The 22767-nt window shown below is 65.7% G+C and carries 21 protein-coding genes; 8 read left to right on the forward strand and 13 right to left on the reverse strand.

What is annotated here, in order from left to right; all coding sequences use genetic code 11:
* Nucleotides 1-11: 11 nt before the first annotated feature.
* The 5 genes from IVB50_RS35455 to IVB50_RS35475 are packed head-to-tail and all read right to left on the reverse strand — an operon-like array spanning nt 12 to nt 3581.
* Entirely contained in the window at nt 12-779 is a 768-nt protein-coding gene (locus tag IVB50_RS35455) for a sulfite exporter TauE/SafE family protein (RefSeq protein WP_247299576.1), read from the reverse strand.
* Nucleotides 776-2032, reverse strand: a complete 1257-nt coding sequence (locus tag IVB50_RS35460) for a CCA tRNA nucleotidyltransferase (RefSeq protein ID WP_085352647.1) — start codon at nt 2030-2032, stop codon at nt 776-778. The genes IVB50_RS35455 and IVB50_RS35460 overlap by 4 nt, the downstream gene beginning before the upstream one ends.
* Nucleotides 2033-2041: 9 nt before the next feature.
* Nucleotides 2042-2305 (reverse strand): DUF6111 family protein, encoded by a 264-nt coding sequence (locus IVB50_RS35465; protein WP_018454951.1) that lies wholly within the window; start codon nt 2303-2305, stop codon nt 2042-2044.
* Entirely contained in the window at nt 2302-2973 is a 672-nt protein-coding gene (locus tag IVB50_RS35470) for a CoA pyrophosphatase (protein WP_027568565.1), read from the reverse strand. The genes IVB50_RS35465 and IVB50_RS35470 overlap by 4 nt, the downstream gene beginning before the upstream one ends.
* Entirely contained in the window at nt 2970-3581 is a 612-nt protein-coding gene (locus tag IVB50_RS35475) for a DUF1285 domain-containing protein (RefSeq protein WP_018454953.1), read from the reverse strand. The genes IVB50_RS35470 and IVB50_RS35475 overlap by 4 nt, the downstream gene beginning before the upstream one ends.
* A gap of 280 nt (nt 3582-3861) precedes the next feature.
* Here IVB50_RS35475 and IVB50_RS35480 point away from each other — a divergent pair, with 280 nt between their 5' ends.
* From IVB50_RS35480 to IVB50_RS35510, 7 genes are all read left to right on the forward strand, one after another.
* Complete coding sequence (locus IVB50_RS35480; RefSeq protein WP_018454954.1) at nt 3862-4860, forward strand: MoxR family ATPase; 999 nt, start codon at nt 3862-3864, stop codon at nt 4858-4860.
* Nucleotides 4860-5804, forward strand: coding sequence for a DUF58 domain-containing protein (locus IVB50_RS35485; protein ID WP_085361320.1), 945 nt, complete (start codon nt 4860-4862; stop codon nt 5802-5804). The genes IVB50_RS35480 and IVB50_RS35485 overlap by 1 nt, the downstream gene beginning before the upstream one ends.
* Nucleotides 5801-8614 carry a DUF4159 domain-containing protein gene (locus IVB50_RS35490; protein WP_247299578.1) on the forward strand — a complete coding sequence of 938 codons (2814 nt, stop codon included), beginning with the start codon at nt 5801-5803 and terminating at the stop codon, nt 8612-8614. The genes IVB50_RS35485 and IVB50_RS35490 overlap by 4 nt, the downstream gene beginning before the upstream one ends.
* Before the next feature lie 7 nt (nt 8615-8621).
* On the forward strand, nt 8622-10685 hold the full coding sequence (locus IVB50_RS35495; RefSeq protein ID WP_247299580.1) for a hypothetical protein: 2064 nt from the start codon (nt 8622-8624) through the stop codon (nt 10683-10685).
* Nucleotides 10686-10946: 261 nt separating this feature from the next.
* The gene (locus tag IVB50_RS35500; RefSeq protein WP_026232849.1) at nt 10947-11960 is read left to right on the forward strand and encodes an alpha/beta hydrolase; all 1014 of its coding nucleotides are present in this window, start codon (nt 10947-10949) and stop codon (nt 11958-11960) included.
* A gap of 221 nt (nt 11961-12181) precedes the next feature.
* The gene (locus IVB50_RS35505; RefSeq protein ID WP_018454959.1) at nt 12182-12586 is read left to right on the forward strand and encodes a DUF2946 family protein; all 405 of its coding nucleotides are present in this window, start codon (nt 12182-12184) and stop codon (nt 12584-12586) included.
* A gap of 147 nt (nt 12587-12733) precedes the next feature.
* Nucleotides 12734-15094: a TonB-dependent receptor gene (locus IVB50_RS35510; protein ID WP_247299582.1), complete on the forward strand. Its 2361-nt coding sequence runs from the start codon at nt 12734-12736 to the stop codon at nt 15092-15094.
* Between the two features lie 22 nt (nt 15095-15116).
* On the opposite strand, the gene IVB50_RS35515 is transcribed toward IVB50_RS35510, so the two are convergent.
* From IVB50_RS35515 to IVB50_RS35535, 5 genes are all read right to left on the reverse strand, one after another.
* Nucleotides 15117-16274 (reverse strand): hypothetical protein, encoded by a 1158-nt coding sequence (locus tag IVB50_RS35515; protein WP_240543335.1) that lies wholly within the window; start codon nt 16272-16274, stop codon nt 15117-15119.
* A gap of 31 nt (nt 16275-16305) precedes the next feature.
* On the reverse strand, nt 16306-17007 hold the full coding sequence (locus IVB50_RS35520) for a methyltransferase domain-containing protein (protein WP_247299584.1): 702 nt from the start codon (nt 17005-17007) through the stop codon (nt 16306-16308).
* A 37-nt stretch (nt 17008-17044) separates the two neighbouring features.
* Nucleotides 17045-17560, reverse strand: coding sequence for an N-acetyltransferase (locus IVB50_RS35525; protein WP_018454963.1), 516 nt, complete (start codon nt 17558-17560; stop codon nt 17045-17047).
* Nucleotides 17561-17627: 67 nt separating this feature from the next.
* Complete coding sequence (locus tag IVB50_RS35530) at nt 17628-18575, reverse strand: glycosyltransferase family 2 protein (RefSeq protein WP_247299586.1); 948 nt, start codon at nt 18573-18575, stop codon at nt 17628-17630.
* Nucleotides 18576-18637: 62 nt separating this feature from the next.
* On the reverse strand, nt 18638-19129 hold the full coding sequence (locus IVB50_RS35535) for an NUDIX domain-containing protein (protein ID WP_085352656.1): 492 nt from the start codon (nt 19127-19129) through the stop codon (nt 18638-18640).
* An 80-nt stretch (nt 19130-19209) separates the two neighbouring features.
* Between IVB50_RS35535 and IVB50_RS35540 the strand changes: the two genes are divergently transcribed.
* Nucleotides 19210-20091 carry a metallophosphoesterase gene (locus IVB50_RS35540; RefSeq protein ID WP_085361315.1) on the forward strand — a complete coding sequence of 294 codons (882 nt, stop codon included), beginning with the start codon at nt 19210-19212 and terminating at the stop codon, nt 20089-20091.
* 39 nt (nt 20092-20130) lie between these two features.
* Here the strand turns inward: IVB50_RS35540 and IVB50_RS35545 are convergent, their stop codons facing one another.
* The 3 genes from IVB50_RS35545 to IVB50_RS35555 form a co-directional block, all read right to left on the reverse strand.
* The gene (locus IVB50_RS35545) at nt 20131-20685 is read right to left on the reverse strand and encodes a hypothetical protein (RefSeq protein WP_018454967.1); all 555 of its coding nucleotides are present in this window, start codon (nt 20683-20685) and stop codon (nt 20131-20133) included.
* Between the two features lie 199 nt (nt 20686-20884).
* A complete protein-coding gene (locus tag IVB50_RS35550) occupies nt 20885-21091 on the reverse strand; it encodes a hypothetical protein (protein WP_007595122.1) in 207 nt (68 codons plus the stop codon).
* A 29-nt stretch (nt 21092-21120) separates the two neighbouring features.
* A complete protein-coding gene (locus IVB50_RS35555; protein WP_018454968.1) occupies nt 21121-22752 on the reverse strand; it encodes an isocitrate lyase in 1632 nt (543 codons plus the stop codon).
* Between the last annotated feature and the right edge of the window lie 15 nt (nt 22753-22767).

Genomic DNA, 22767 nt, shown 5'->3' on the forward strand with positions numbered 1-22767 from the left:
CATCCGATTGATTAGATGAGCTGCCTCGCCGCAGCCGAGATCATCACTACGCCGCCGGTGATCACCGCGACGTCGAGGATCGCGGTGTGGATGTGCACCGGCATCCGCTCGACGAAGGCTTTTGCCAGGAACGCGCCGGGGATTGCGATTGCTCCGATCAGCAGCGCAAAGGCGAGCACCTGTGCGGTCACGGCGCCGGCGAGGCCGAACACCGAGATCTTGATGAGGCCGGTGCCGAGCGAGATCATGGCATCGGTCGCGATCACGGCCGCGCCTTCCAGGCCCGCGGCCATCAGCAGCGACAGCAGGATCACGCCGGAGCCGGAGGTGCCGCCGACCAGCACGCCATAGCCGACGGAGCCGGCCGCAAGCCCAGTGTCGCCGATCTTGACCTGGCGGCGGCGGAGCACACGGCGCGGCGGCACGCTCAGGATCAGCATGGAGCCGATCACCAGCGCCGCGCCCGCATTGGTCAGCCGTGTGTAGCCGTAGGCACCAAGCGCTGTCGTCAGTGCCGCACAGGCCAGCACGATCAGCGCGCGGCGGCGATCGGCATAGCGGAGATAGGCGAGCGCGCGGCTGGAATTGGTGAAGATCGCGGAGATCGCGATGATCGGCACCACCGGTTCGGCGCCGACGAGAGGCACCAGCACCAGCGGCATCAAGGCGCCGGTGCCGTAGCCGGCGAGACCACCGATAATCGAAGCAAACAACGCCATCAACGCGACCAGCAGGAGCTGAAAGATCGAGATGTCGGCGAAGCCTGAGACGATGGTCACGTTCTCTCATCGCGGCTGACGCGTGCCGCAGCTTGATCGGCGATGGAAGCGAGTGCGGCTTCCTCTAGGGGAAAATCCGCCGCAAGCCAAGCGTCCTCCGCGAGCGTCAACACATGTCCGAGCGAGGGTCCTTCCGCCATGCCGCGCGCGATGAAGTCGGCGGCGCGAAGCGGAAATTTCGGCGCAGTCCAGCGCTGCGGCAGCTCGGCGAGCGCACGCCATCGCGACGAGCCGACGTCACCGCCGGCTCTCGCCCAGCCCAGCAACACGCGATCGTGATAGCGATCCGCACCGAGCCGGTAGAGCAGCCGCCGCGCATCGGCTTCGTCCTTGGTGGCCAAGCGCCACCAGCGGTGCCCCATCGAATCCAGCGCCTTGGTTTCCGCATTGGAGAGCCTCAGGCGCGTGGCGACGCGCTTGGCGTCTTCAGTCACCGCGATCGCCAGCGCGGCGAGGCGCCGCGTGCTGCTTGCGGTGAGGCCGAGCTCGCGCTCGATCACGATCATCGCCGCGAGCGGTCCGGTGTAGACCACGCCGCCGGTCAGCGCCTGCAGCAATCCGCCATCGGCCATCGCAAGCGCGGCGGCGGACGCGCCGGGAGCGACCAGAAGCTTCAGCGTCTCCATGCGCAGCCGCTCGGCCGAGAGGCTCGCGAGGCCGGCGCGTCCCCGGATGCAGGCGAGATAGCCGTCGCGGTCGGGATCGCCGGCGCCGAAGGCGGCGTGGATGCGGAAGAAGCGCAGGATGCGCAGGAAATCCTCGGCGATGCGCTGGTCGGGATCACCGATGAAGCGCACGCGCCGCGCGGCCGCATCCGCGATGCCTCCGACGTAATCGTGGACGACGCCGTCGGCATCGACCGAGAGCCCGTTCATCGTGAAGTCGCGGCGCTCGGCGTCCTTCACCCAGTCGCGGCCGAACGCGACCTTGGCCTTGCGGCCGAAGGTCTCGGTATCCTCGCGCAACGTCGTGACTTCGTAAGGTTGCCCGTCGATGACGAGGGTGACGGTGCCGTGGTCGATGCCGGTCGGCACAGCCTTGATGCCGGCAGCTTTGGCGCGCCGCATCACCTCGTGCGGGAGCGCCGTGGTCGCGATGTCGATGTCGCCGGGGACGAGGCCGAGCAGCGCGTTGCGCACGGCGCCGCCGACAACCCGCGCCTCCTCGCCATCCGCATTGAGCAATTGCAGGACGCGCGCGGTGCCACCCGAAATCAGCCAGGGCGCATCGGCGAGCATGGGCACCGCGCTCATCGGCCGGCCCTATCTTTCCACGCCCGGCACGAGCTTGCCGTTCTCGACATGGGCGGGGACATAGGTCGAATCCGGTGCGGCGCCGGAGAAATGCGCAAAGCCGATCAGCCCGGCGATCACCAGCACGAGCGCCGCCAGCATGAGACGCGCGACGATGGTGATCGGCCAGGACGATTGCACGAACAGGCCGGAACGCGTGGCGGCCAGGAACAGCGCATAGACGGCAAAGGGAACGAGGAAGATTCCGATCTCGGTCAGGATCGGCCGAATCATGACGAATAGATCCGCTCATAGAGCACACGGAGCATGCCGGCCGTCGCGCCCCAGATGTAGCGTTCGGCAAACGGCATCGCGTAGTAGGACCGCTCCATGCCGCGGAATTCCTTGCTGTGCACCTGGTGGTTGGCCGGGTTCATCAGGAAGGATAGCGGCACTTCGAACGCATCATCAACCTCGGAATGGTTGATCGTCAGCTCAAAGCCCGGGCGCACCCTGGCCACCGTCGGCAGGATGCGGAAGCCGAAGCCGGTGCCGTAGAGATCGAGATAGCCGATCGGCTCGACGAAGTCGCGCGACAGCCCGACCTCCTCCTCGGCCTCGCGCAGCGCCGCATCGAGCGGCGAGCGGTCGGTTGCGTCGATCTTGCCGCCGGGGAATGCGATCTGGCCGGCATGGTCGTTCAGATGCGCCGAACGCTGCGTCAGCAGAATTGTCGGCTCGGGATGATCGACCACCGCGATCAAGACCGCCGCCGGCCGCACCGGCTGCTCGCGCGCGATGATCTCGAGCATCTTGTCGGTGCCGGGATCGCCCGAGGCCGGAATGATGTTGGGATCGTAGAGGCCGGGCGGAACGTCGAAGCCGAGCCGCGCGGCGGAGCGGGCGAAGAAATCCGCCGCACCGATCACGGCGGGATCGTTCCTGGAGATAGGCTTGTTCAAAGCGCGGCCCTCACCTGCTCCGCATCGGCCATGGCGAAGAACTCGCCGGCCGACTCGACACCGAACATCGGCTGGCCATCGACCATCCGCTCCTCACCCATGTCAACCAGATCGTAATAGAGCGCGCGGGTGACCTTGGCCCAGAGCTCGGCGCGGATATGCAGATAGGGCGTCAGCCCGCCGTCCTTGGCCTGCTCGAAGCGCAGCCGGTGCGCCGCATCGCAGGTGACCCAGTCGTCGACATTGGTGCGGAAGCGGAGCACGCGATGGTTGGCATCGCCGTCCTTCTGCATCTCGACCGCCATGAACGGCGCGTCGTCGACGCGAATGCCGACCTTCTCCACCGGCGTGACGAGGAAATGCTTGTCGCCTTCGCGCTTGAGGATGGTCGAGAACAGGCGAACCAAGGCATGACGGCCGATTGGCGTCCCCAAATAGAACCAAGTACCATCTGACGCGATTCGAATGTCGAGATCGCCGCAAAACGGCGGATTCCACAAATGCACCGGAGGCAGGCCCTTTTTGGCGCCTTCGGCATCGGCAGCAGTTTTGGCAGCGGCAGTCAGCCCCTCAAGACCGCGATCGGCGCTCTGCCCTTGGTTCGCCATGGTTTGCCCTGACTTTGTCATTTGGCACGATCGGTCATTTGGCACGATTGGTGCAGGTTTACGTTGTATCCGGGTACTCGGTTCCACCCCGCATTCGTCCGGTGTGGAGGTCGCCACTTCGTGATGCCCTACATATCCCTAAGCCGATAAGGTGGGGATAGGTTAATTCAACGAATACATGGCCTTCCTGCAAGTCTAGCATAGGGCCCACGTCTTGAGTTGAGGACGTGATGACATGACGACGCAAGCGAGCTGCATGGCAGGCTGAAGGAGCTAACGGATGGCGGAGAGTGTCGAGAAGCTCGAAGACGGAATCGTCCGTTCGGCCGAGCAGGTGTCGAGCCAGATTCGCGCGGCAAAGGATGCGATCGCGTCCGTCATCTTCGGCCAGGATCGCGTGATCGAGAACACGCTGGTCACCATCCTCTCCGGCGGCCATGCGCTGTTGATCGGTGTCCCCGGTCTGGCCAAGACCAAGCTGGTCGAGACGCTCGGCATCACGCTCGGCCTCGATGCCAAGCGCATCCAGTTCACGCCCGATCTGATGCCGTCGGACATTCTCGGCGCCGAAGTGCTGGACGAGAGCACCTCCGGCAAGCGTGCCTTCCGCTTCATCTCCGGCCCCGTGTTCGCGCAACTGCTGATGGCCGACGAGATCAACCGCGCCAGCCCGCGCACGCAGTCGGCGCTGCTGCAGGCGATGCAGGAGCAGCACATCACCGTTGCCGGCGCGCGTCACGATCTGCCGAAGCCGTTCCACGTGCTCGCCACGCAAAACCCGCTGGAGCAGGAAGGCACCTATCCGCTGCCTGAAGCCCAGCTCGACCGTTTCCTGATGGAGATCGACGTCGACTATCCCGACCGCGACGCCGAGCGCCGCATCCTGTTCGAGACCACCGGCGCCGACGAGACGCTGGCGAAGGGCTCGATGACACCTGATGCACTCATCACCGCGCAGCGACTGATCCGGCGCCTGCCGGTCGGCGATTCCGTGGTCGAGGCGATCCTGTCGCTGGTGCGCTCGGCCCGTCCGGGTCCGGACGGCGGCGACACCAGCAAGTTCATCGCCTGGGGACCGGGCCCGCGCGCCAGCCAATCGCTGATGCTCGCGGTGCGCGCTCGCGCGCTGATCGACGGCCGCCTCGCGCCCTCAATCGACGACGTGCTCGACCTCGCCGAGCCCGTGCTGAAGCACCGCATGGCGCTGACGTTCCAGGCGCGCGCCGAAGGCCGCACGATTCCGGACGTGATCCGGCAATTGAAGACACGGATCGGTTGATGGCGACGGAGAACGGGCACACAGCAAAGGAGGTCATCGCGATCCGACGTGCCGATGGCGAAAGCCGTACGCTCGCCGCTTCGCTGCCGCGCCTGGTGCTCGAGGCCCGCCGTATCGCCGCCAACGTCATCCACGGCCTGCACGGCCGCCGCCGCGCCGGGTCTGGCGAAAATTTCTGGCAATACCGCCGCTTCGTCTCCGGCGAACCGTCGCAGAATGTCGACTGGCGGCGCTCGGCGCGCGACGATCTCCTCTATGTCCGCGAGCTCGAATGGGAAGCCTCGCATACGGTCTGGATCTGGCCCGATCGTTCGCCCTCGATGGCGTTCGCGTCAAAGCAGGCGCGTGAATCCAAGCTCGAGCGGACGCTGATCGTCGCCTTCGCGCTGGCCGAGCTGCTGGTCTCCGGCGGTGAACGCGTCGGCATTCCCGGGCTGATGGCACCGACCGCGAGCCGCAGCGTCATCGACAAGATGGCGCAGGCGATGCTGCATGACGATGCCGACCGCTTGAGCCTGCCGCCCTCCTTCGTGCCCGCGGCGCTGGCCGAGACGATCGTGCTGTCGGACTTCTGGTCGCCGCTCTCCGAGATCAGGACCACGCTCGCCGGCCTGTCCGGCTCCGGCGCGCATGGCACGCTGGTGCAGGTCGTCGATCCCGCCGAGGAATCATTTCCCTATTCCGGCCGCGTCGAGTTCGTCGAGCCCGAGGGGTTCGGCGTGATCACCGCCGGCCGCGCCGAGAGCTGGGCGCAGGATTACACCGCGCGGCTCGCGCTGCACCGCGACCAGATCCGCGCCGAGACCAACAAGCTCGACTGGCTGTTCACGACGCATGCGACCGACCGCTCGGCCGCCGAGCTCTTGCTGTTCCTGCATGCCGGCATGCAGGTGAGCAAATCGGGCGCGCGCACCACAACGATCAAGGCGGGGCCGGCAGCATGATGGGACTGCCGCTCGCCTTCACCGAACCGCTGCTCCTGATCGGCCTCGTCAGCCTGCCGGTGCTGTGGTGGCTGTTGCGCGTGATGCCGCCGCGGCCGCGCCGGATCGAGTTTCCGCCGACGCGCCTGCTGTTCGACATCGCACCGCGCGAAGAGACCCCGTCGCGAACGCCGTGGTGGTTGACCGCATTGCGGCTGCTGGCTGCGGCACTGGTCATTTTCGCCGCCGCCGGTCCGATCTGGAATCCGCAAACAGGCGCGGCCGCCAGCAAGGCGCCGCTGATGATCATGTTCGACGACGGCTGGAGCGCGGCCTCGAACTGGGACATCCGGATCAGGGCCGCCGACGAATTGATCGCCAGTGCCGAGAACGACCGCCGTGCGATCGCGCTGGTGCCGCTGTCCGAGCCGAACCGCGATATCACCCTGATGCCGGCGGGCGCCGCGCGCGTCGCGCTGCGGCAGCTGACGCCAAAGCCGTATTCGATCGAGCGCGTCGAGACCCTGACCGCAATCGATCGCTTCCTGAAAGCAACCGGCGACTGCGAGATCGTCTGGCTCTCCGACAGCGTCGATACCGGTCGCGGCGAGGAATTCGTGGCGGGCCTCGGCAAGACCGTCGGCGATCGCAGCCTGACCGTGTTCGAAGGCGGCACCTCCGCGGCTCTGGCGCTGGTCGCGGCCGAGAACGCCGCCGCCAGGATGACGGTGAAGGTGCTGCGCACCGACGGCGGCATCGCCATCGGCACCGTGCGCGCGCTGGACCAGAAGGCCTCGCCGATCGGCGAAGCGCGTTATTCGTTCGGCCCGCAGGACAAGGAAACCGAAGCGTCGTTCGACCTGCCGGTCGAGCTGCGCAACGACATCACGCGGCTGGAAATTGCCGGTGAGCGCTCCGCCGGCGCAGTGCAGCTGCTCGACAAGCGCTGGCGCCGCCGCGCCATCGGCATCGTCTCGGGCTCGACCAGCGAGACCGCGCAGCCGCTGCTGGCGCCGACCTTCTATCTCACCCGTGCGCTGGCGCCGTTCGCCGACGTGCGGCTTGCCGACAAGGGCTCGCCGCAGCAGGGCATCACGCAGTTCCTCGATCAGAAGCTGCCGATGATCATCCTTGCCGATGTCGGCACCATCGCCCCTGAAATCCGCGAGCGTCTCAATGCCTGGATCGACCAGGGCGGCGTGCTGGTGCGGTTCGCCGGTCCGCGGCTGGCGCAGGCCGAGGACGATCTCGTCCCGGTCAAGCTGCGCAAGGGCGGCCGGACGCTCGGCGGCAGCCTGACCTGGGAAAAGCCGCAACATCTGGCCTCCTTTGCCGCCGACGGTCCGTTTGCCGGCGTCGTGGTCCCCAAGGACGTCACCATAAGCCGCCAGGTGCTGGCCGAGCCCGACGCCGTGCTCGCCACCAAAAGCTGGGCGTCGCTGGAAGACGGCACGCCGCTGGTAACAGGCGAGCATCGCGGCAAGGGCGTCGTCAGCCTGTTCCACGTCAGCGCCGACATGCGCTGGTCGGATCTGCCGATGTCGGGCACCTTCGTCGAAATCCTGCGGCGTGTCGTCGACCTGTCCGGCTATACCGCGAAGCCGGGTCCAGGCGTTGCCACCGAGGCGACCGCCGAAACGGTGGCGCCGTTGCACATCCTCGATGGCTTTGGCGCGTTCGGTCCGCCGCCGGCTGCCGCAAAGCCGCTGCCCGCGGATTATCGCGACCGCGCCACACCCGATCATCCGCCGGGCTTCTATGGTCCGGCAGAAGGACCGCTCGCCGTGAACACGCTTGCCAGCGCCGACCGTATCGCAGCCCTGAACACCACCAGCCTGCGCGCCCGGCATGCCACCTACACCAACGCCGAGCCGCAGGACTTGCGCGGTTGGCTGCTATCGACGGCGCTCGCGCTGTTCCTGATCGACGCCATCATCGTCGCGGTACTCGGCGGCGGCCTTGCCGCGCTGGTGCGCCGCCGCGCCGCGCCCGCGATGATCGTCTTTGGGCTGGTGCTCGCAGGTCTCGCCTCGTTCGTGCCGACGCCGTCGCATGCGGACAGCGCGTCCGACGAGTTCGCGATGAAGGCGGTGTCGCAGACCCGCCTCGCCTATGTCGTGACCGGCAATGCCGACGTCGATTCCATCGTCAGGGCCGGGCTATCCGGACTGACGCTGTTCCTGGCGCAGCGCACCGCGCTCGAGGCCGGCGATCCCGTCGGCATCGACCCGGCGCGCGACGAACTCGCTTTCTTCCCGCTGATCTACTGGCCGATCGTGCCGGGCGCGCCCAAGCCGTCGCGGGACGCCATCAACAAGATCGACGCCTATATGAAGCAGGGCGGCACCGTGCTGTTCGACACCCGCGACGCGGTCGAAGCCCCGCCCGGCGCGAACGGCGCCGCGCAGACCCCGGCCATGCAGACGCTCCGCGAGATCCTGTCCTCGCTCGACGTGCCCGAGCTGGAGCCGGTGCCGCGGGAGCACGTGCTGACCAAGACCTTCTATCTGTTGCGCGACTTCCCCGGCCGCTTCAGCACCGGCCAGACCTGGGTCGAGACCTTGCCGCGCGAAGACGACGAGGACAGCGCGCAGCGGCCGGCACGCGGCGGCGACGGCGTCTCGCCGATCATCATCACCTCGAACGACCTGGCCGGCGCCTGGGCCGTGCGGCCCGACGGCCAGTCCATGCTGCCGGTGATCGGCGGCGACCCCCGCCAGCGCGAATTCGCCTACCGCGCCGGCGCCAACATCGTGATGTACACGCTGACCGGCAACTACAAGGCCGACCAGGTGCACGCACCGGCCCTGATCGAACGGCTGGGGCAGTAGGATCGATATGAATTACGGCATCGCATTCACGCCGCTTGTTCCCACGATCGTGCTGTGGCTCGCGCTGGCCGCGATCGCCGTCATCGCGCTGGTGCTGCTGCTGGCGCGGGCGCGCGGCGCTGCCGTGCGCGTGGCCGCGCTGGCGCTGTTCCTGCTGGCGCTCGCCAATCCCTCCTTTACCCGCGAGGACCGCGATCCCCTCACCTCGGTCGCCGCAATCGTCGTCGACAAGAGCCCGAGCCAGAATTTCGGCAACCGCAATCGCGAGGCAGCGACGGCGCAGGAAGCGCTGGTCGACAGCCTGAAGAAGATCAAGGGACTCGAGGTCCGCGTCGTCGATGCCGGACAGGCCGACGGCGAGACCGACGGCACCAAGCTTTTCGGGGCGCTGGCTTCGGCCTTGTCGGACGTGCCGGTCGACCGCGTCGCCGGTGCGTTCCTGATCACCGACGGCCGCGTTCACGACATTCCGGCCAACGCCGCCGGGCTCGGCTTCCAGGCGCCGGTGCACGCGCTGATCACGGGGCAGAAGGACGAGCGCGACCGCCGTATTGCGGTCATCGCCGCGCCGCGCTTCGGCATCGTCGGGCAGCCCCAGACCATCACCTACCGCCTCGACGACCAGGGCGTCAGCGGCGAGCGCGCCAAGGTCACCGTCCGCAGGGACGGCGAGGTCATCAACGAGCGCACGCTTTCGAGCGGCCAGGCCGCAAGCGTCGACGTCGACATCAAGCATTCCGGGCCGAACATCGTCGAGATCGAGGCCTCGCCGCTCGAGCGGGAATTGACGCCGGTGAACAACCGCGCCGTCGTCGCCATCGACGGTGTGCGCGACAAGCTGCGCGTGCTGCTGGTCTCAGGCGAGCCGCATTCCGGCGAGCGCACCTGGCGCAATCTGCTCAAGTCCGATGCCAGCGTCGATCTCGTCCACTTCACCATTCTGCGGCCGCCGGAGAAGCAGGACGGCACACCGATCAATGAATTGTCGCTGATCGCGTTTCCGACCCGCGAGCTGTTCCAGCAGAAGATCAACGAATTCCAGCTGATCATCTTTGACCGCTATGCCCGCCAAGGCGTGCTGCCGATCGCTTATTTCGACAACATCGCACGCTACGTGCGTTCCGGCGGCGCGGTGCTGGTCTCGGCCGGCCCCGACTACGCCTCCAACACCAGCATCTGGCGCACGCCGCTGGATTCGGTGCTGCCCGCCGAACCGGTCGGGGTGACGGAAAAGCCGTTCTACGCGCATCTGTCCGACGTCGGCAAACGCCATCCCGTCACGCGTGGCCTCGAGGGCTCCGCCTCCGAGCCGCCGCGCTGGAGCAGGTTCTTCCGCACCGTCGATACCCGCAATGCGGTCAACCCGCCCGTCATGACGGGCGTCGACGGCAAGCCGCTGCTGTTCCTGTCGCGTTTCGGCGAGGGCCGCGTCGCGCTGCTGCTCTCCGACCACATCTGGCTGTGGGCGCGCGGCTATGAAGGCGGCGGTCCGCATCTCGACCTCTTGCGGCGGATGTCGCACTGGCTGATGAAGCAGCCTGATCTGGACGAGGAAGCGTTGCGCCTGCAGGTGCAGGGCAAGAATCTCGTGGTGGTGCGCCAGACCATGGCGGACAGCGTCCAGCCGGTGAGTGTGACCTCGCCGTCGGGCGTGTCGCGCGACCTGACGCTTGCAGCCGGAGATCCCGGCGAATGGCGCGCCAGCCTGCCGGCGAGCGAGCTCGGGCTGTGGCAGGCCACCGACGGCACGCTGAAGGCGCTGATCAATGTCGGCCCGACCAATCCGAAGGAGTTTTCGGAAGTCACCTCCACCACCGAAACGTTGAAGCCGCTGACCCAGGCGACCGGCGGTGACGCCGTGCGCGTGGTCGACGGCGCCAGCGTCGAGCTGCCGCGCATCCTGCCGGTCCGCTCGGCGAGCGTCTTCCATGGCGACGGCTGGATGGGCGTGCGGATGCGCGACGCCAGCGTGGTGAAGGGCGTCGGCGTGCTGCCGATCTTCGCCGGCCTGATCGGGCTGTTGCTGCTGCTCGGCGCGTTTGCTGCGACGTGGATGCGCGAGGGGCGCTAGGCGGCTTACGCGCGTCCCTTCGCTTCCCGTTAGTCGGATAAATCCCATCGTCACTTCTTCGCCGGAAGCTCCATAACGCCTTCGACCCCGAACTCGGTCGCATGTAGCACGTTGTGAAATCTGGAGGCGGTTCTTCCTCGACCCTGGGCAGGCGTGTCCCTGTCCAGGCATCGCCCGCAGCGGACAAGAGCAGTTCTGAACGCAGCCCTTCGCAGCACTTAAACAGTGCGAGCGTTCGATGAGAAGCGGAGTTACTCGACCATGACAGACCCACTTCACCAGCGCACGTTCAGCTCGCCTCGTCAGACAACGCGCTATATCGAGTGCGGGCCGGTCGACAGACCGTTGATGATTTTCGTCCATGGCTGGCCGAGCATCAGTTTGATGTGGCGCGCGCAGATGGAAGCGTTTGCCGCCGACGGTTGGCACTGCGTCGCTCCCGATCTGCGCGGCTACGGCGGCTCTTCCACGCCTGCAGCCAACGACGCCTATACCATCGAGGAAATCGTGACGGACATGGCCGAACTCCATGATCACCTGGGCGGCAAGCCTGCGATCTGGGTTGGCCACGACTGGGGCTGTGTTGTGGTCGGTGAGTTGGTCGCGCATCAGCCAAAGCGCAGCCGCGGAGTCGTGCTGACCTCGCTGGCATATCAACCCGACGGGCACGCCCTGCGCACAGTCGTCCCGCTGGTCGACCGGACGATTTATCCGGTCGACCAATATCCGGATGGCCAATGGGATTACTACCGTTACTACAACACGCACTTCGAGGCGGCAGTCGCCGACCTCGATGCAGACTTGGCAGCATCGCTGGCGTCGATCTTTCGGCCAGGCGACCCCGCCGGCATCGGCAAGGTTTCGCCGAATGCGATGGTCACGCGCAATGGAGGGCGCTTTGGCGCCGCGCACCGCGCTCCGCCGACTGAGCCCGATTCGGCTCTCTGGCCGCCGGCGGACTTCGACGTGCTGGTGCAGACGTTCAAGGCTCATGGCTTCCGCCCATCCTGCGCGTGGTACATGAACGACGACGCCAACATCGCCTATGCGCGCAAGGCACTCAATGGCGGCCGCCTGTCGCAGCCGGTGCTGTTCGTTAACGGCGACTTTGATCAGATCTGCAGCATCACCGGGAATCGCCAAGGTGACCCGATGCGCGCCACCTGCCCGGACCTGACCGTAACGAGCATGCCCGCAGGGCATTGGCTGCCGCTGGAGCGCAAGGCAGAACACATCGAGGCCATCCGCACCTGGCTCCGGAGCAAAAAGCTCTGATGCCACCTGCTCGCGCTGACACTGAGTCCAATCGCCGTCCGCGTAAGCCGTTTGACAGGTCCTCAGCCTAGGCTTTCAGTTGCCTGCACGACACGGCAAGGAGCCGGCCCGCTCGGGTCGGCTCGACAGCGGTTGACATCCGCTGACGGATTGCGCGATGTTACATTATAACATCGCGGGATCAGGGGATGATACCTCGCGATGTGGGGTGGCGTTTCCAGATGAAGTGGTTCCGGTCGAATATCAGGCACGGCGCCCGGCTCGCGATCTTCGCGATGCTGGTGCAGTTCGCGCTGACGTTCGGCCACAGCCATTGGTTCGCCCAGGCGGCTCCCCTCGCCCAGTCCTCGCTGCAGCAGACCGACGGCGCCCAAGCTCCCGCTTCGATCGACCGTTCCGCGGTCGAGAGGCAATCGCCATTGGCTCCCGACAGGGAGCAACCGGGCGAGGACAATTGCGCGATCTGCGCATTGGTCGCGATGGCGGGCACCGTCTTGTTCGCGGCGCCGCCTGTGTTGCTGCTGCCGCAGGCGATCGACCTGCTCTACCGCACCACCGACGCCGAATTCGTCCACCTGAAATCGGCCGGTACGGCATTCCAGCCCCGCGCCCCTCCCGCGTCCTGACTTCCACAACGCTTGATCACGCCCGGGCTCGCCGCTTTCAGGCGCATTCCCGGGAGCAGCTGAAGTCGAATTCCGTCGCGCAGCGACGGCAGGCCGCCTCCGATCAGCAGACGAACATGCGGACGGCGCCTGACTGGAATCAGGACCATGTCATTCAAATTGCGGCGCGCGCGGCGCCTTGGCGGAGCAAGCCTGCTCCTGCTCGGCGCCGCCACCTCGGCGCTGGCCGAGGATAAGTCATCGACCGAGATCCCCGCCGTCACCGTGACGGCTCCGAGCCCCATCGTGCGCAGGGCGGTGGTGCCGACCCGCAACCCCGGTCGTCCCACCCGAACCGCGCGGGCACGCAGCCACCAACGCGCTGCGGACGCCACGCCGGCAACCTCCACGCCGGCCGCACCTCAGCAGGGCGTGCTGCCCATCGTGACCAACCAGTTCGCGACGGTCACGGTGGTGCCGAACGAAGAGATCCGCCGCGAGGGCGGCGGCCAGCTCGGCGACCTCCTGTTCTCGAAACCCGGCATCACCGGATCGAGCTTCGCGCCCGGCGCCTCCAGCCGGCCGATCATCCGGGGACTTGACGTCAACCGCGTCGGCATCGTCGAGAACGGCACCAATGCCGGCGGCGCCTCCGATCTCGGCGAGGATCACTTCGTTCCAATCGATCCGCTCGCGACCAACCAGGTCGAGGTGGTACGCGGGCCGGCTGCGCTGCGCTATGGCTCGACCTCGATCGGCGGCGTCGTCAGCGCCACCAACAACCGGATTCCGGATGCGCTGCCGAACTGCGGTGCCCAGCCGTTCCAGAGCTTCGGCCTGCCGGTCAAGGCGCCGCTCGCAGCGGCCGCGACTTCGCCTTGCGTCAGCGCCGAGACGCGCAGCGCGTTCAGTTCGGTCGACCGCGGCGTCGAAAGCGGCGTGCTGCTCGACACCGGCGGCGGCAATTTTGCCTTCCATGCCGACGTCTACGGCCGCAACACCACCGACTATAGCATCCCGAGCTACCCGTACCTGAATGACCAGACCCGGTCCGTCGCCAACGGACGCCAGCCCAACTCGGCGACGCGCTCGGACGGCGCCTCGATCGGCGGCTCCTACTTCTTCCAGGGCGGCTATATCGGTGCGGCGATCACGCAGAACGACGCGCTCTACCACATCCCCGGCGTCGACGGCGCCGACCACAACACGCGGATCGACGGCCATCAGACCAAGATCAACGTCAAGGGCGAGTACCATCCCGACGCTACGGCCATCGATGTCGTTCGCTTCTGGGCCGGCGCGACCGATTACCGGCACAACGAGATCGGGCTTGCCGATCCCGCCGATCCCAACACCGACGGCGTGCGGCAAACCTTCACCAACAAGGAGCAGGAGATCCGCACCGAGGTGCAGCTGATGCCGTTCAACGCGCGCTTCGCCGAGGTAACGACGGCGCTGGGCTTCCAGGTCGGCCATCAGGAATTGAGCGCGCCGAGCCCGGACAATCCGGGCACGCTGTTTAACGGCCTGTGGGACCCGAACAACAGCACGCGCGTTGCGGGCTATGCTTTCAACGAGTTCAAGTTCACGGAAGCGACGCGGGCGCAGATCGCCGGCCGCATCGAGCATGTCGAGCTGCACGGCACGACGCCGGATTTTCCCGCGGACTTCCTGCCCGACGGCACGCCGCAGGCGGGTATCGGTCGCAATCCGTCCTTCACGCCGAAGAGCGGCAGCATCGGCTTGTTGCAGGACCTGCCGGGCGGCCTGGTCGGCAGCATCACCGCGCAATATGTCGAGCGCGCGCCGAAGGCGGCGGAGCTGTTCTCGCGCGGTGCGCATGATGCGACCGCGACCTTCGACATCGGCAATCCCAACCTCGGCATCGAGACCGCGAAGTCCGTCGAGGTCGGCCTGCGCAAGGCAACGGGGCCGTTCCGCTTCGAGGCGACCGTCTACTACACGCACTTCAACAACTTCATCTATCGCCGTCTCACTGGCGTGATGTGCGACGACGACTTTGCCTCGTGCGGCACGCCCGGCGCCGAGGTGAACCAGGCGGTCTATTCGCAGCGGGACGCGAACTTCCGCGGTGGCGAATTTCAGTCGCAGCTCGATGTCGGCGCGTTCCAGGGCGGCATCTGGGGCATCGAGAACCAGTTCGACGTGGTCCGTGCCACCTTCACCGACGGCACCAACGTGCCACGCATTCCGCCGGTGAGACTGGGCGGCGGCGTGTTCTGGCGCGACGACAACTGGCTGATGCGCGTTAATCTGTTGCACGCCTTCGCTCAGAACAACGTCGCGGTGATCGCGGAGACGCCGACACCGGGCTACAATCTCTTGAAGGCCGAGGTGAGCTACAAGACCAAGCTCAACCCGAATGCATTCGGCGCGCGCGAGATGCTGCTCGGCCTCGTCGGCAACAATCTGTTGAACGAAAACATCCGCAACTCGGTGTCCTACACCAACGACGAGGTGTTGATGCCCGGCATCGGGGTACGGGCGTTCGCGAACTTCAAGTTCTGAAAGCGCGATTGCTAGCCGGACTTCATCGTGCTGTGGCTGAGGCGGCCGCTTCGGGGGCCCCCTCTGATGCCTCCTGAAACAGCACGGCAAACAGCAGGGTCCATAATGTCAGGAGAGAAATAGGGATCGTGTAGTACGGTGTCGCGATCGGATAGGTGAAGAAGAAGGCGAGGTTGAGCGCCAGATTGGCGATCGTGAGCAGCGCGACGCGGCGAATGCCGTTCGCCTGCCGCAACAGCCAGATCGAGCCTGCGATTCCGATGACGATCAGCAAGGTCTGGAGCGGATCGGCCAGATAGTCCCGGACCACCGCGAACGAAAAATCCAGTGGCCTGACATCGGGATTGTTGCCGTAGGTCGATGCGAACGGACTGCCGGCGTTGACGGCGTAAGAGACGATGGTCGGGATCACGCCGGCCAGCAACGCGACGCCGAACACAAGCCCCTGCAAGAACCGGGACATCGTCCGCTTCGCAAGAAACGCGACGAGGAGAAAGAGACCATAGCCCGACGCCAGGAAAAGGTTGGCCAATCGAAAGTCGACGGTCAATCCGAGCAGGAAACCGATTGGCGCCAGCAGCCAGATATTCGGTTGAGATCGCGGGCCCGCCAGCCATCGCGCCGTGAGACATCCTACGAGCGCGCACACGACGACCGTCGGGGCCATCGAATAGCTCGCCTTGACCGGATTGACCATCAGGTAGATCGCAAGACAGCCGAACGTCCCGGCCATCAGGACCAACCTCATGCTGCGCGCGAGAGAAAGCGCAAACAGCGCAAAGCCCAGGACGACAATGGTCGCCAGCATGTACATGGGCGCGACCTGGTGCCCTGGCGGAAACAACGCCAACACGAGGCCGACGCCCGGCGGGTATTGAATGACGACCTTCCCCGTGGCCGGCATCAGATTGTGACATGGCGCCGCGGTCGTATCGTTCCAGTCGGGGTAGCCGATCTCCTTCAGCTTTGCTTTCTGATAGCCATCGTCGTCGCGGGTGAGGCTGGTGTCGAATCCCTCCACCAGCCCGAATCTCTGGAACAGATGCGCCTGCCGCAGGTAGCAGATGTCGTCATAGACGCCGCGCGCCTCGTTCCATCGCATCATGGTCCAGAAATGGCCGACCAGCACCGCGAGAAACAACACGACGAAGAAGGCTTTGCTGGTGTGGATCTTCTTCATCGGGATCATGCTGGGGCGGGAGGCGGCTGCTTCAGCGGAATGCGAGATAGAGATTGGACGATAGCAGGCCGAGCGACAAACCGGTGTAGCCCACGGCCGCGGACTTGGGGTTGGAGGACTTAGCACTCGCAGACTTGGCAACCAGCGCGGCGAGCCCCAGCAGCCGTTTTCGCGTCATCAGGATCAGATTCTGCTCGTCGGTCCATTCCGACTTGCCGGCGATCATGCAGGCGATCCTGAAGGTGCCGTCCAGATAGTGCGCCAGCGGGATGGCCGTGTGGTGCTCAACCGGAAAGAACCTGTTGGGCACCGTGATGAAGACCCGTCGCGCGACGCGGCCAAGCTCCTCGACCAGGAACACCTGGTTTTCATGGCTGCCGGCATGCTCGAGCACGGCATTGGACGTCGCGACGTCGAACGCATTGTCGTCAAACGGCAGCCGTGTATTCGGTTCGATCTGCACGTAACGGCAAAGCGGAAAAGCCGCCTTGAACCCGATACCTTCGCCGAGCCCGCAAGCCGTGATCTTGTGCTGATCCGGGTAGCTTCGCTCGAGCACGTTGGCGCCGTCGTTGATCACGTCGGACACGCCGACATCCAGGATCTCGTCCGCCGAGGACGGCTGCATCTGGGCGATGAAATCCTGGTAGATGCGGTCGCGCGCCGCGATCAGCAGCTTTTCCGCCGTGCTCCCGGACGCCACTTCCCGGTAATATTGCTGATCGACCGGCACTGCCCTACCTTCATGTGAGCTTCGAAGCGAGGGCGCGTCAGGTTCGCGTCTTGCTCCAGTCGGGACCGACCGGCCCCGATACGCCTTCGAACGCGCCCTCGACCAACTCGATGACGAGGAGCCGGCTGTAATCGACCGGGCCCGGCATGGTGACGCGTCCCTTGGGGACTTGCTTGAAGCCGACGCGGCTGTAATAGGGTTCGTCGCCGACCAGCAGCACCAGGCGATGGCCCTGCGCCTTGGCATCCTTCAGCGCGCGCTCGAGCAGCAGCCGGCCGACGCCGCGGCTGCGGAACGGAGGCTCGACCGTCAGGGGCCCGAGCAGCAACGCCGGCGTGTCGCCGACGCAAATCGGCAATTGCCGGACGGATCCGACCAGCAACGTACCGACGCGGGCGGTGAAGGATAGATCGAGCACATGGTCCACGTGCTCGCGGATGCGGTACGCGCTGAGCACGAAGCGGCCCGGTCCGAAGGTGCGTTCGTGCAGCCGCTCGATCGCCTGAGCATCGCCGACGGCTTCCGACCGGATGGTGAGGGAAAGATCGTTCATCGCGTCGGCGGGATATCACCTTGGAGGGCAGCGGTCCATACGATTGCGCCCGGCCCCCGGGGCAATTTCAGCTCCGCCCGAGCGGTGGTTGGGACAGGTAGGCGAGCATCTTCATTTCCCGCCGCCCGCGCGTCACGGTGTCGAGCACGAGCCCCGACGAAGCCGAAAGCAGCGCCATGATCATCAGACCCATGGAAAGCACGGCGGTCGGCAGGCGCGGTACCAGGCCGGTTTCGAGGAAGGTGATCACCACGGGCAATCCGAAAGCGATCGACAGCAGCGCGAAGACGATGCCGATCGCCGAAAAGAAGCGCAGCGGCCGCTCCAACCGGTTGAGCTTCAGCATCGTGTTGAAGATGCGCAACCCATCCTGCCAACTATTGAGCTTGGAGAAGGAGCCTTCCGGGCGCGCATAATAGGGCGTCCCGACCTCGGCGACCGGCAGCGACAATTCCAGCGCATAGACCGAGAACTCGGTCTCGATCTCGAAACCGCCGGACAGGACGGGAAAGGATTTGACGAAGCGGCGGGAGAACACGCGGTAACCGGACAAGATGTCCTTGAAGGTGTGGCCGAAAGTCGATGCCAGGAAACCGGTGAACAGCCGATTGCCGATGCGATGACCGCGCCGGTAGGCCGCTTGCGATTGATCGACACGCAGGCCGACAACCATATCCAGATGCTCGTCGAGGAGCTGGTCGATCATGCGCGACGCGCTCGGCGCGTCGTAGGTCGCATCGCCATCGACGAGCACGTAGATGTCGGCTTCGATGTCTGCGAACATGCGGCGAACGACGTGGCCTTTGCCCTGGCGCCGTTCGCTGCGCACGATCGCTCCCGCCTCGCGCGCGACCGCCGCGGTACGGTCGGTCGAATTGTTGTCGTACACGTAGACCTCGGCCGCAGGCAGGGCCTTGCGGAAATCGGCGACGACCGTCGCGACGGCGGCTTCCTCATTGTAACAGGGCACCAGCACGGCGACCCGAAATGGCCATGACGTCGTCGATTCAGACAATCTTCATCCCTCGTCCATGCGCCGACACCGCAGGCGCGGCGATCTACTAGCACGGGCAGCCATCATCGCCACGTCGCAATCCGCGGCCTGTCGTGCAGGACTTCGGCGATCCGCAACCGCGTGCCCGGCGTGGTCCCCTCGGGCAGCGCAGTGACCGCGAAGAATCCGCACTCCGCGATCTCGCGGTTGGGCGCGGGCAGGCGATCCTGCTTGAACTGCCTGACGACGTAGACCGCGACATGGTCGCGGCGGGAGACGTGGCTGTTGAGGAAGATGCCGTGCAGCACGGCGTCGCCGGTGAGATCGATATCCCCCTCCTCCTTGAGCTCGCGGCGCATCGCGTGCTCCATGGTCTCGCCGAGATCGACGCCGCCGCCGGGCAGATACCAGCCCGTGACGTAGCTGTGCCTGACCAGGAACACCCTGGTGTCGGCATCCACCACCACGGCGCGGACGCCGAGCGTCATCCCGCGGACCAGCAGGAAATAGGCGTGGAAGATTCGCCGCAGCAGCGGCTCGAATTTCCGTCGGACGCTGTTCAGACGTTCCCCCATCGGGCTCCCTTGATGCCCCGCTTGCACCTAGCCTGCGACCTTGCCATTACAGCGGACGAATAGCGAGGCAATCGCCCCCCATGGCTCCCTTCACGCTCGCCCATCTGTCCGACCCGCATCTGCCGCCGCCGCCGAAGCCGCGGCTGATCGAGCTCGCCGGCAAGCGCGCGTTCGGCTATGTCAACTGGACGCGCAACCGTCACAAATACCAGCGCCGCGAGGTGCTCGACGCCCTTGTCGCCGACGTGAAGGCGCAAGGTCCCGACCACATCGCGGTCACAGGCGATCTCGTCAATCTGGCGCTGGAGGCGGAGTTCGCGCCGGCGCGCGCCTGGCTCGACGGCGTCGGTCCGCCCGACCGCGTCACCACGATTCCCGGCAATCACGACGCTTATGTCCGCGCTACGTTTCATCGCTTCGGCGAAACCTTCGCGCCCTATCTTGCGGGCGACGATGGCCGTATCGGCTTTCCGAGCCTGCGCCGGCGCGGGCCGCTCGCACTGATCAGCCTGTCCACGGCGGTGCCCACCTTGCCGTTGATGGCGACAGGCGCGCTCGGACGCGAACAGCTCGCGGCGCTCGAAGAGGTGCTCGAGCGGCTCGCAACCGAGGACGTCTTTCGCGTGCTGCTGGTGCATCATCCCCTGAAGTCCGGCGCGCGCCACAAGCGCATGACTGACTCCGCCGGGCTGCTGACGCTTTTGAAACGCCACGGCGTCGAGTTGATCCTGCATGGACACGACCACATTCATTCGACGATGTGGTTCGAGGGACCCAACGGCAATATTCCGGCCCTCGGCGTGCCGTCGGCCTCCGCGCTCGCGCACGGCCGCACCCCGGCTGCGGCCTACAATCTGTTCACGATCGAGAAGGACAACGCCGGCTGGCGTTGCGAGCAGACGGTGCGGAGCCTGGGGGCTGGACTTCAGATCGGACAGATCAAGCATGTGAGATTGATTTGAGGCCGCCCGTCATTGCTCGCAATGACGACGGCGAACGTCTCACCAGCTCCGCAGGGCCGCGAGCACGGCAACACCGAACAGCGCGGCGGCGCCGAGCACAAATCCGAACACGAACGGCCAGACGCGCGAGCGGCGCCGCGGCGGCGCTAGCTCGGGCTTCGGCTCGGGCGGGACCACCATCGCATGCTCGCGTTCGATCATGCGGCGGGCGACATAATCAGTCACGGCCTCGACGATGACAGCGGTGTCGTGCGATTCGGCGAGCACGATGCGGCCGAAGCGGGTGTCCTGCACGAAGCGGTACATTCGCTTGTCACGCCCCATCAAGATATGCGCGACGACGTCGATCCAGAGCCTGGGCGTGTCGCCCTGGCTGATGCCACGGTCGAACAGGTCGATCTGATCGGGCACCTGCGCGAACAGGGGATCGAGCGAATCGTTGAGGATCTCGAGCCGCGCCACCTCGGCATCGCGCAAATCGACGACGACGCCGGTCCGGTCGGCGGCCTCGATCCGCGCGCGCAACAGCGCATCGCGCAGCCGCACCGGGCGCGGCTGGCTGGGATGGATCCCGCTGGTCTCGGGCTCTGACATTGGCGGCCTCGTCCTCACTTGGCGGGATTAACCTATCAGCAACCAAAGTGTCCGCAAAGGGCCTACAATTCCAGTGACTTACGACGCCCACAAATCTTTCACCTGTGCCAAAAACAGACGGTCCCACCCGGCTTGCGCCGGATGGGACCCTCCGTCCTTGGACGTCTTCTTATTCAGATTGGCATGCAAGTTCAGATTGTCACGCCGAGACCCGCGACGGCTCTTCCACGATCGAGAAGCGGACGCCCGCCTTGTGGCGGTTCTCTTCCGAGACCGAGCGCCAGGCGTCCTCGGCCTCCTTGCGGGTCTTGAACGGACCCTGCACCTGGGCCGAACCTTCCACGAGCTTGTGGAAGTTCATCGAACCGAACTCGCCGCCGATCACCCAGAAATTGCTGTTGGTCATTGTCGTCTCCTGTCGATTAGCGTGATGCGTTAGCCGAACTGGTTCATCGTGTTGTGGGCACCGCCCGCCTTCAGGGCAGCCTCGCCGGCGAAGTATTCCTTGTGGTCGTCGCCGATGTCGGAGCCGGCCATGTTCTGATGCTTGGCGCAGGCGATACCCTGACGGATCTCGGCGCGCTGGACGTTCTTGACATAGCCGAGCATTCCCTGGTCGCCGAAATATTCCTTCGCCAGATTGTCCGTCGATAGCGCCGCCGTGTGATAGGTCGGCAACGTGATCAGGTGGTGGAAGATGCCGGCACGCTTGGCCGAATCCGCCTGGAAGGTACGGATGCGCTCGTCGGCTTCCTTCCCCAGCGGCGTATCGTCGTATTCCGGCTTCATCAGCTCGGCACGATTGTACTTGCTGACGTCCTTCCCGGCTTCCTTCATGGCGTCGTAGACCTGCCAACGGAAGTTGAGGGTCCAGTTGAACGAGGGCGAGTTGTTGTAGGCCAGCTTCGCGTTCGGAACCACCTTGCGGATCCGGTCGACCATCTTGGCGATCTGCTCGATATGCGGCTTCTCGGTTTCGATCCAGAGCAGGTCGGCGCCGTTCTGCAGCGAGGTGATGCAATCCAGCACGCAGCGGTCTTCGCCGGTGCCCGGGCGGAACTGATAGAGATTGGAGGGCAGGCGCTTCGGACGCATCATCTTGCCGTTACGGTTGATGATGACGTCGCCGTTGCGGGCGTTCTCCGCGGTCACTTCCTCGCAATCCAGGAAGCTGTTGTACTGGTCGCCGAGGTCGCCGGGCTTGTGGCTGACCGCGATCTGCTGGGTCAGGCCGGCACCGAGCGAGTCGGTGCGGGTCACGACGATGCCGTCTTCAACGCCGAGTTCGAGGAAGGCGTGGCGGCAGGCCCGGATCTTGGCCAGGAACACCTCGTGCGGCACGGTGACCTTGCCGTCCTGGTGGCCGCACTGCTTTTCGTCCGAGACCTGGTTCTCGATCTGGAGCGCGCAGGCACCCGCCTCGATCATCTTCTTGGCGAGCAGATAGGTGGCCTCCGCATTGCCGAAGCCGGCGTCGATGTCGGCGATGACGGGCACGACATGGGTCTGGAAGTTATCGATCTTCTCGATCAGCTCCTTCTCTCTGGTCTTGTCGCCTTCCTTGCGGGCCTTATCGAGGTTGCGGAAGATATCGTTCAGCTCGCGCGAATCGGCCTGACGCAGGAAGGTGTAGAGCTCTTCGATCAGCGCCGGCACCGAGGTCTTCTCGTGCATCGACTGGTCCGGCAGCGGGCCGAACTCGGAGCGCAGCGCCGCGATCATCCAGCCGGACAGGTACAGATAGGTGCGATCGGTCTTGCCAAAGTGCTTCTTGACCGAGATCAGCTTCTGCTGGGCGATGAAGCCGTGCCAGCAGCCCAACGACTGCGTGTACTTGGTGGGGTCGCCGTCGTAGGCGGCCATGTCGGCCCGCATCAGCGCCGCGGTGTAGCGAGCGACGTCGAGGCCGGTCTTGAAGCGATTCTGCAGGCGCATGCGGGCGACGGCCTCGGCCGACACCCCGTTCCAGGTCGGCTGGGTCTCCAGGAGCGACCGGGCCGCCTCGACCTCACTCTGATACGAGGCAGGGGCCTGGAAGGTGCTGATGCCGCGGGGCTGGTAATTCATGTGCCTGATCCTTTC

The organism is Bradyrhizobium sp. 87, from assembly GCF_023073015.1.
Lineage (GTDB): Bacteria > Pseudomonadota > Alphaproteobacteria > Rhizobiales > Xanthobacteraceae > Bradyrhizobium > Bradyrhizobium canariense_D.

Bases quoted from the DNA above. Each gene is read 5' to 3' on its own strand.
- IVB50_RS35460 (WP_085352647.1), bottom strand. From the start codon at position 2,032: ATGAGCGCGGTGCCCATGCTCGCCGATGCGCCCTGGCTGATTTCGGGT.
- IVB50_RS35465 (WP_018454951.1), bottom strand. From the start codon at position 2,305: ATGATTCGGCCGATCCTGACCGAGATCGGAATCTTCCTCGTTCCCTTT.
- IVB50_RS35475 (WP_018454953.1), bottom strand. From the start codon at position 3,581: ATGGCGAACCAAGGGCAGAGCGCCGATCGCGGTCTTGAGGGGCTGACT.
- IVB50_RS35480 (WP_018454954.1), top strand. From the start codon at position 3,862: ATGGCGGAGAGTGTCGAGAAGCTCGAAGACGGAATCGTCCGTTCGGCC.
- IVB50_RS35485 (WP_085361320.1), top strand. From the start codon at position 4,860: ATGGCGACGGAGAACGGGCACACAGCAAAGGAGGTCATCGCGATCCGA.
- IVB50_RS35490 (WP_247299578.1), top strand. From the start codon at position 5,801: ATGATGGGACTGCCGCTCGCCTTCACCGAACCGCTGCTCCTGATCGGC.
- IVB50_RS35495 (WP_247299580.1), top strand. From the start codon at position 8,622: ATGAATTACGGCATCGCATTCACGCCGCTTGTTCCCACGATCGTGCTG.
- IVB50_RS35500 (WP_026232849.1), top strand. From the start codon at position 10,947: ATGACAGACCCACTTCACCAGCGCACGTTCAGCTCGCCTCGTCAGACA.
- IVB50_RS35505 (WP_018454959.1), top strand. From the start codon at position 12,182: ATGAAGTGGTTCCGGTCGAATATCAGGCACGGCGCCCGGCTCGCGATC.
- IVB50_RS35510 (WP_247299582.1), top strand. From the start codon at position 12,734: ATGTCATTCAAATTGCGGCGCGCGCGGCGCCTTGGCGGAGCAAGCCTG.
- IVB50_RS35515 (WP_240543335.1), bottom strand. From the start codon at position 16,274: ATGAAGAAGATCCACACCAGCAAAGCCTTCTTCGTCGTGTTGTTTCTC.
- IVB50_RS35525 (WP_018454963.1), bottom strand. From the start codon at position 17,560: ATGAACGATCTTTCCCTCACCATCCGGTCGGAAGCCGTCGGCGATGCT.
- IVB50_RS35535 (WP_085352656.1), bottom strand. From the start codon at position 19,129: ATGGGGGAACGTCTGAACAGCGTCCGACGGAAATTCGAGCCGCTGCTG.
- IVB50_RS35540 (WP_085361315.1), top strand. From the start codon at position 19,210: ATGGCTCCCTTCACGCTCGCCCATCTGTCCGACCCGCATCTGCCGCCG.
- IVB50_RS35545 (WP_018454967.1), bottom strand. From the start codon at position 20,685: ATGTCAGAGCCCGAGACCAGCGGGATCCATCCCAGCCAGCCGCGCCCG.
- IVB50_RS35550 (WP_007595122.1), bottom strand. From the start codon at position 21,091: ATGACCAACAGCAATTTCTGGGTGATCGGCGGCGAGTTCGGTTCGATG.
- IVB50_RS35555 (WP_018454968.1), bottom strand. From the start codon at position 22,752: ATGAATTACCAGCCCCGCGGCATCAGCACCTTCCAGGCCCCTGCCTCG.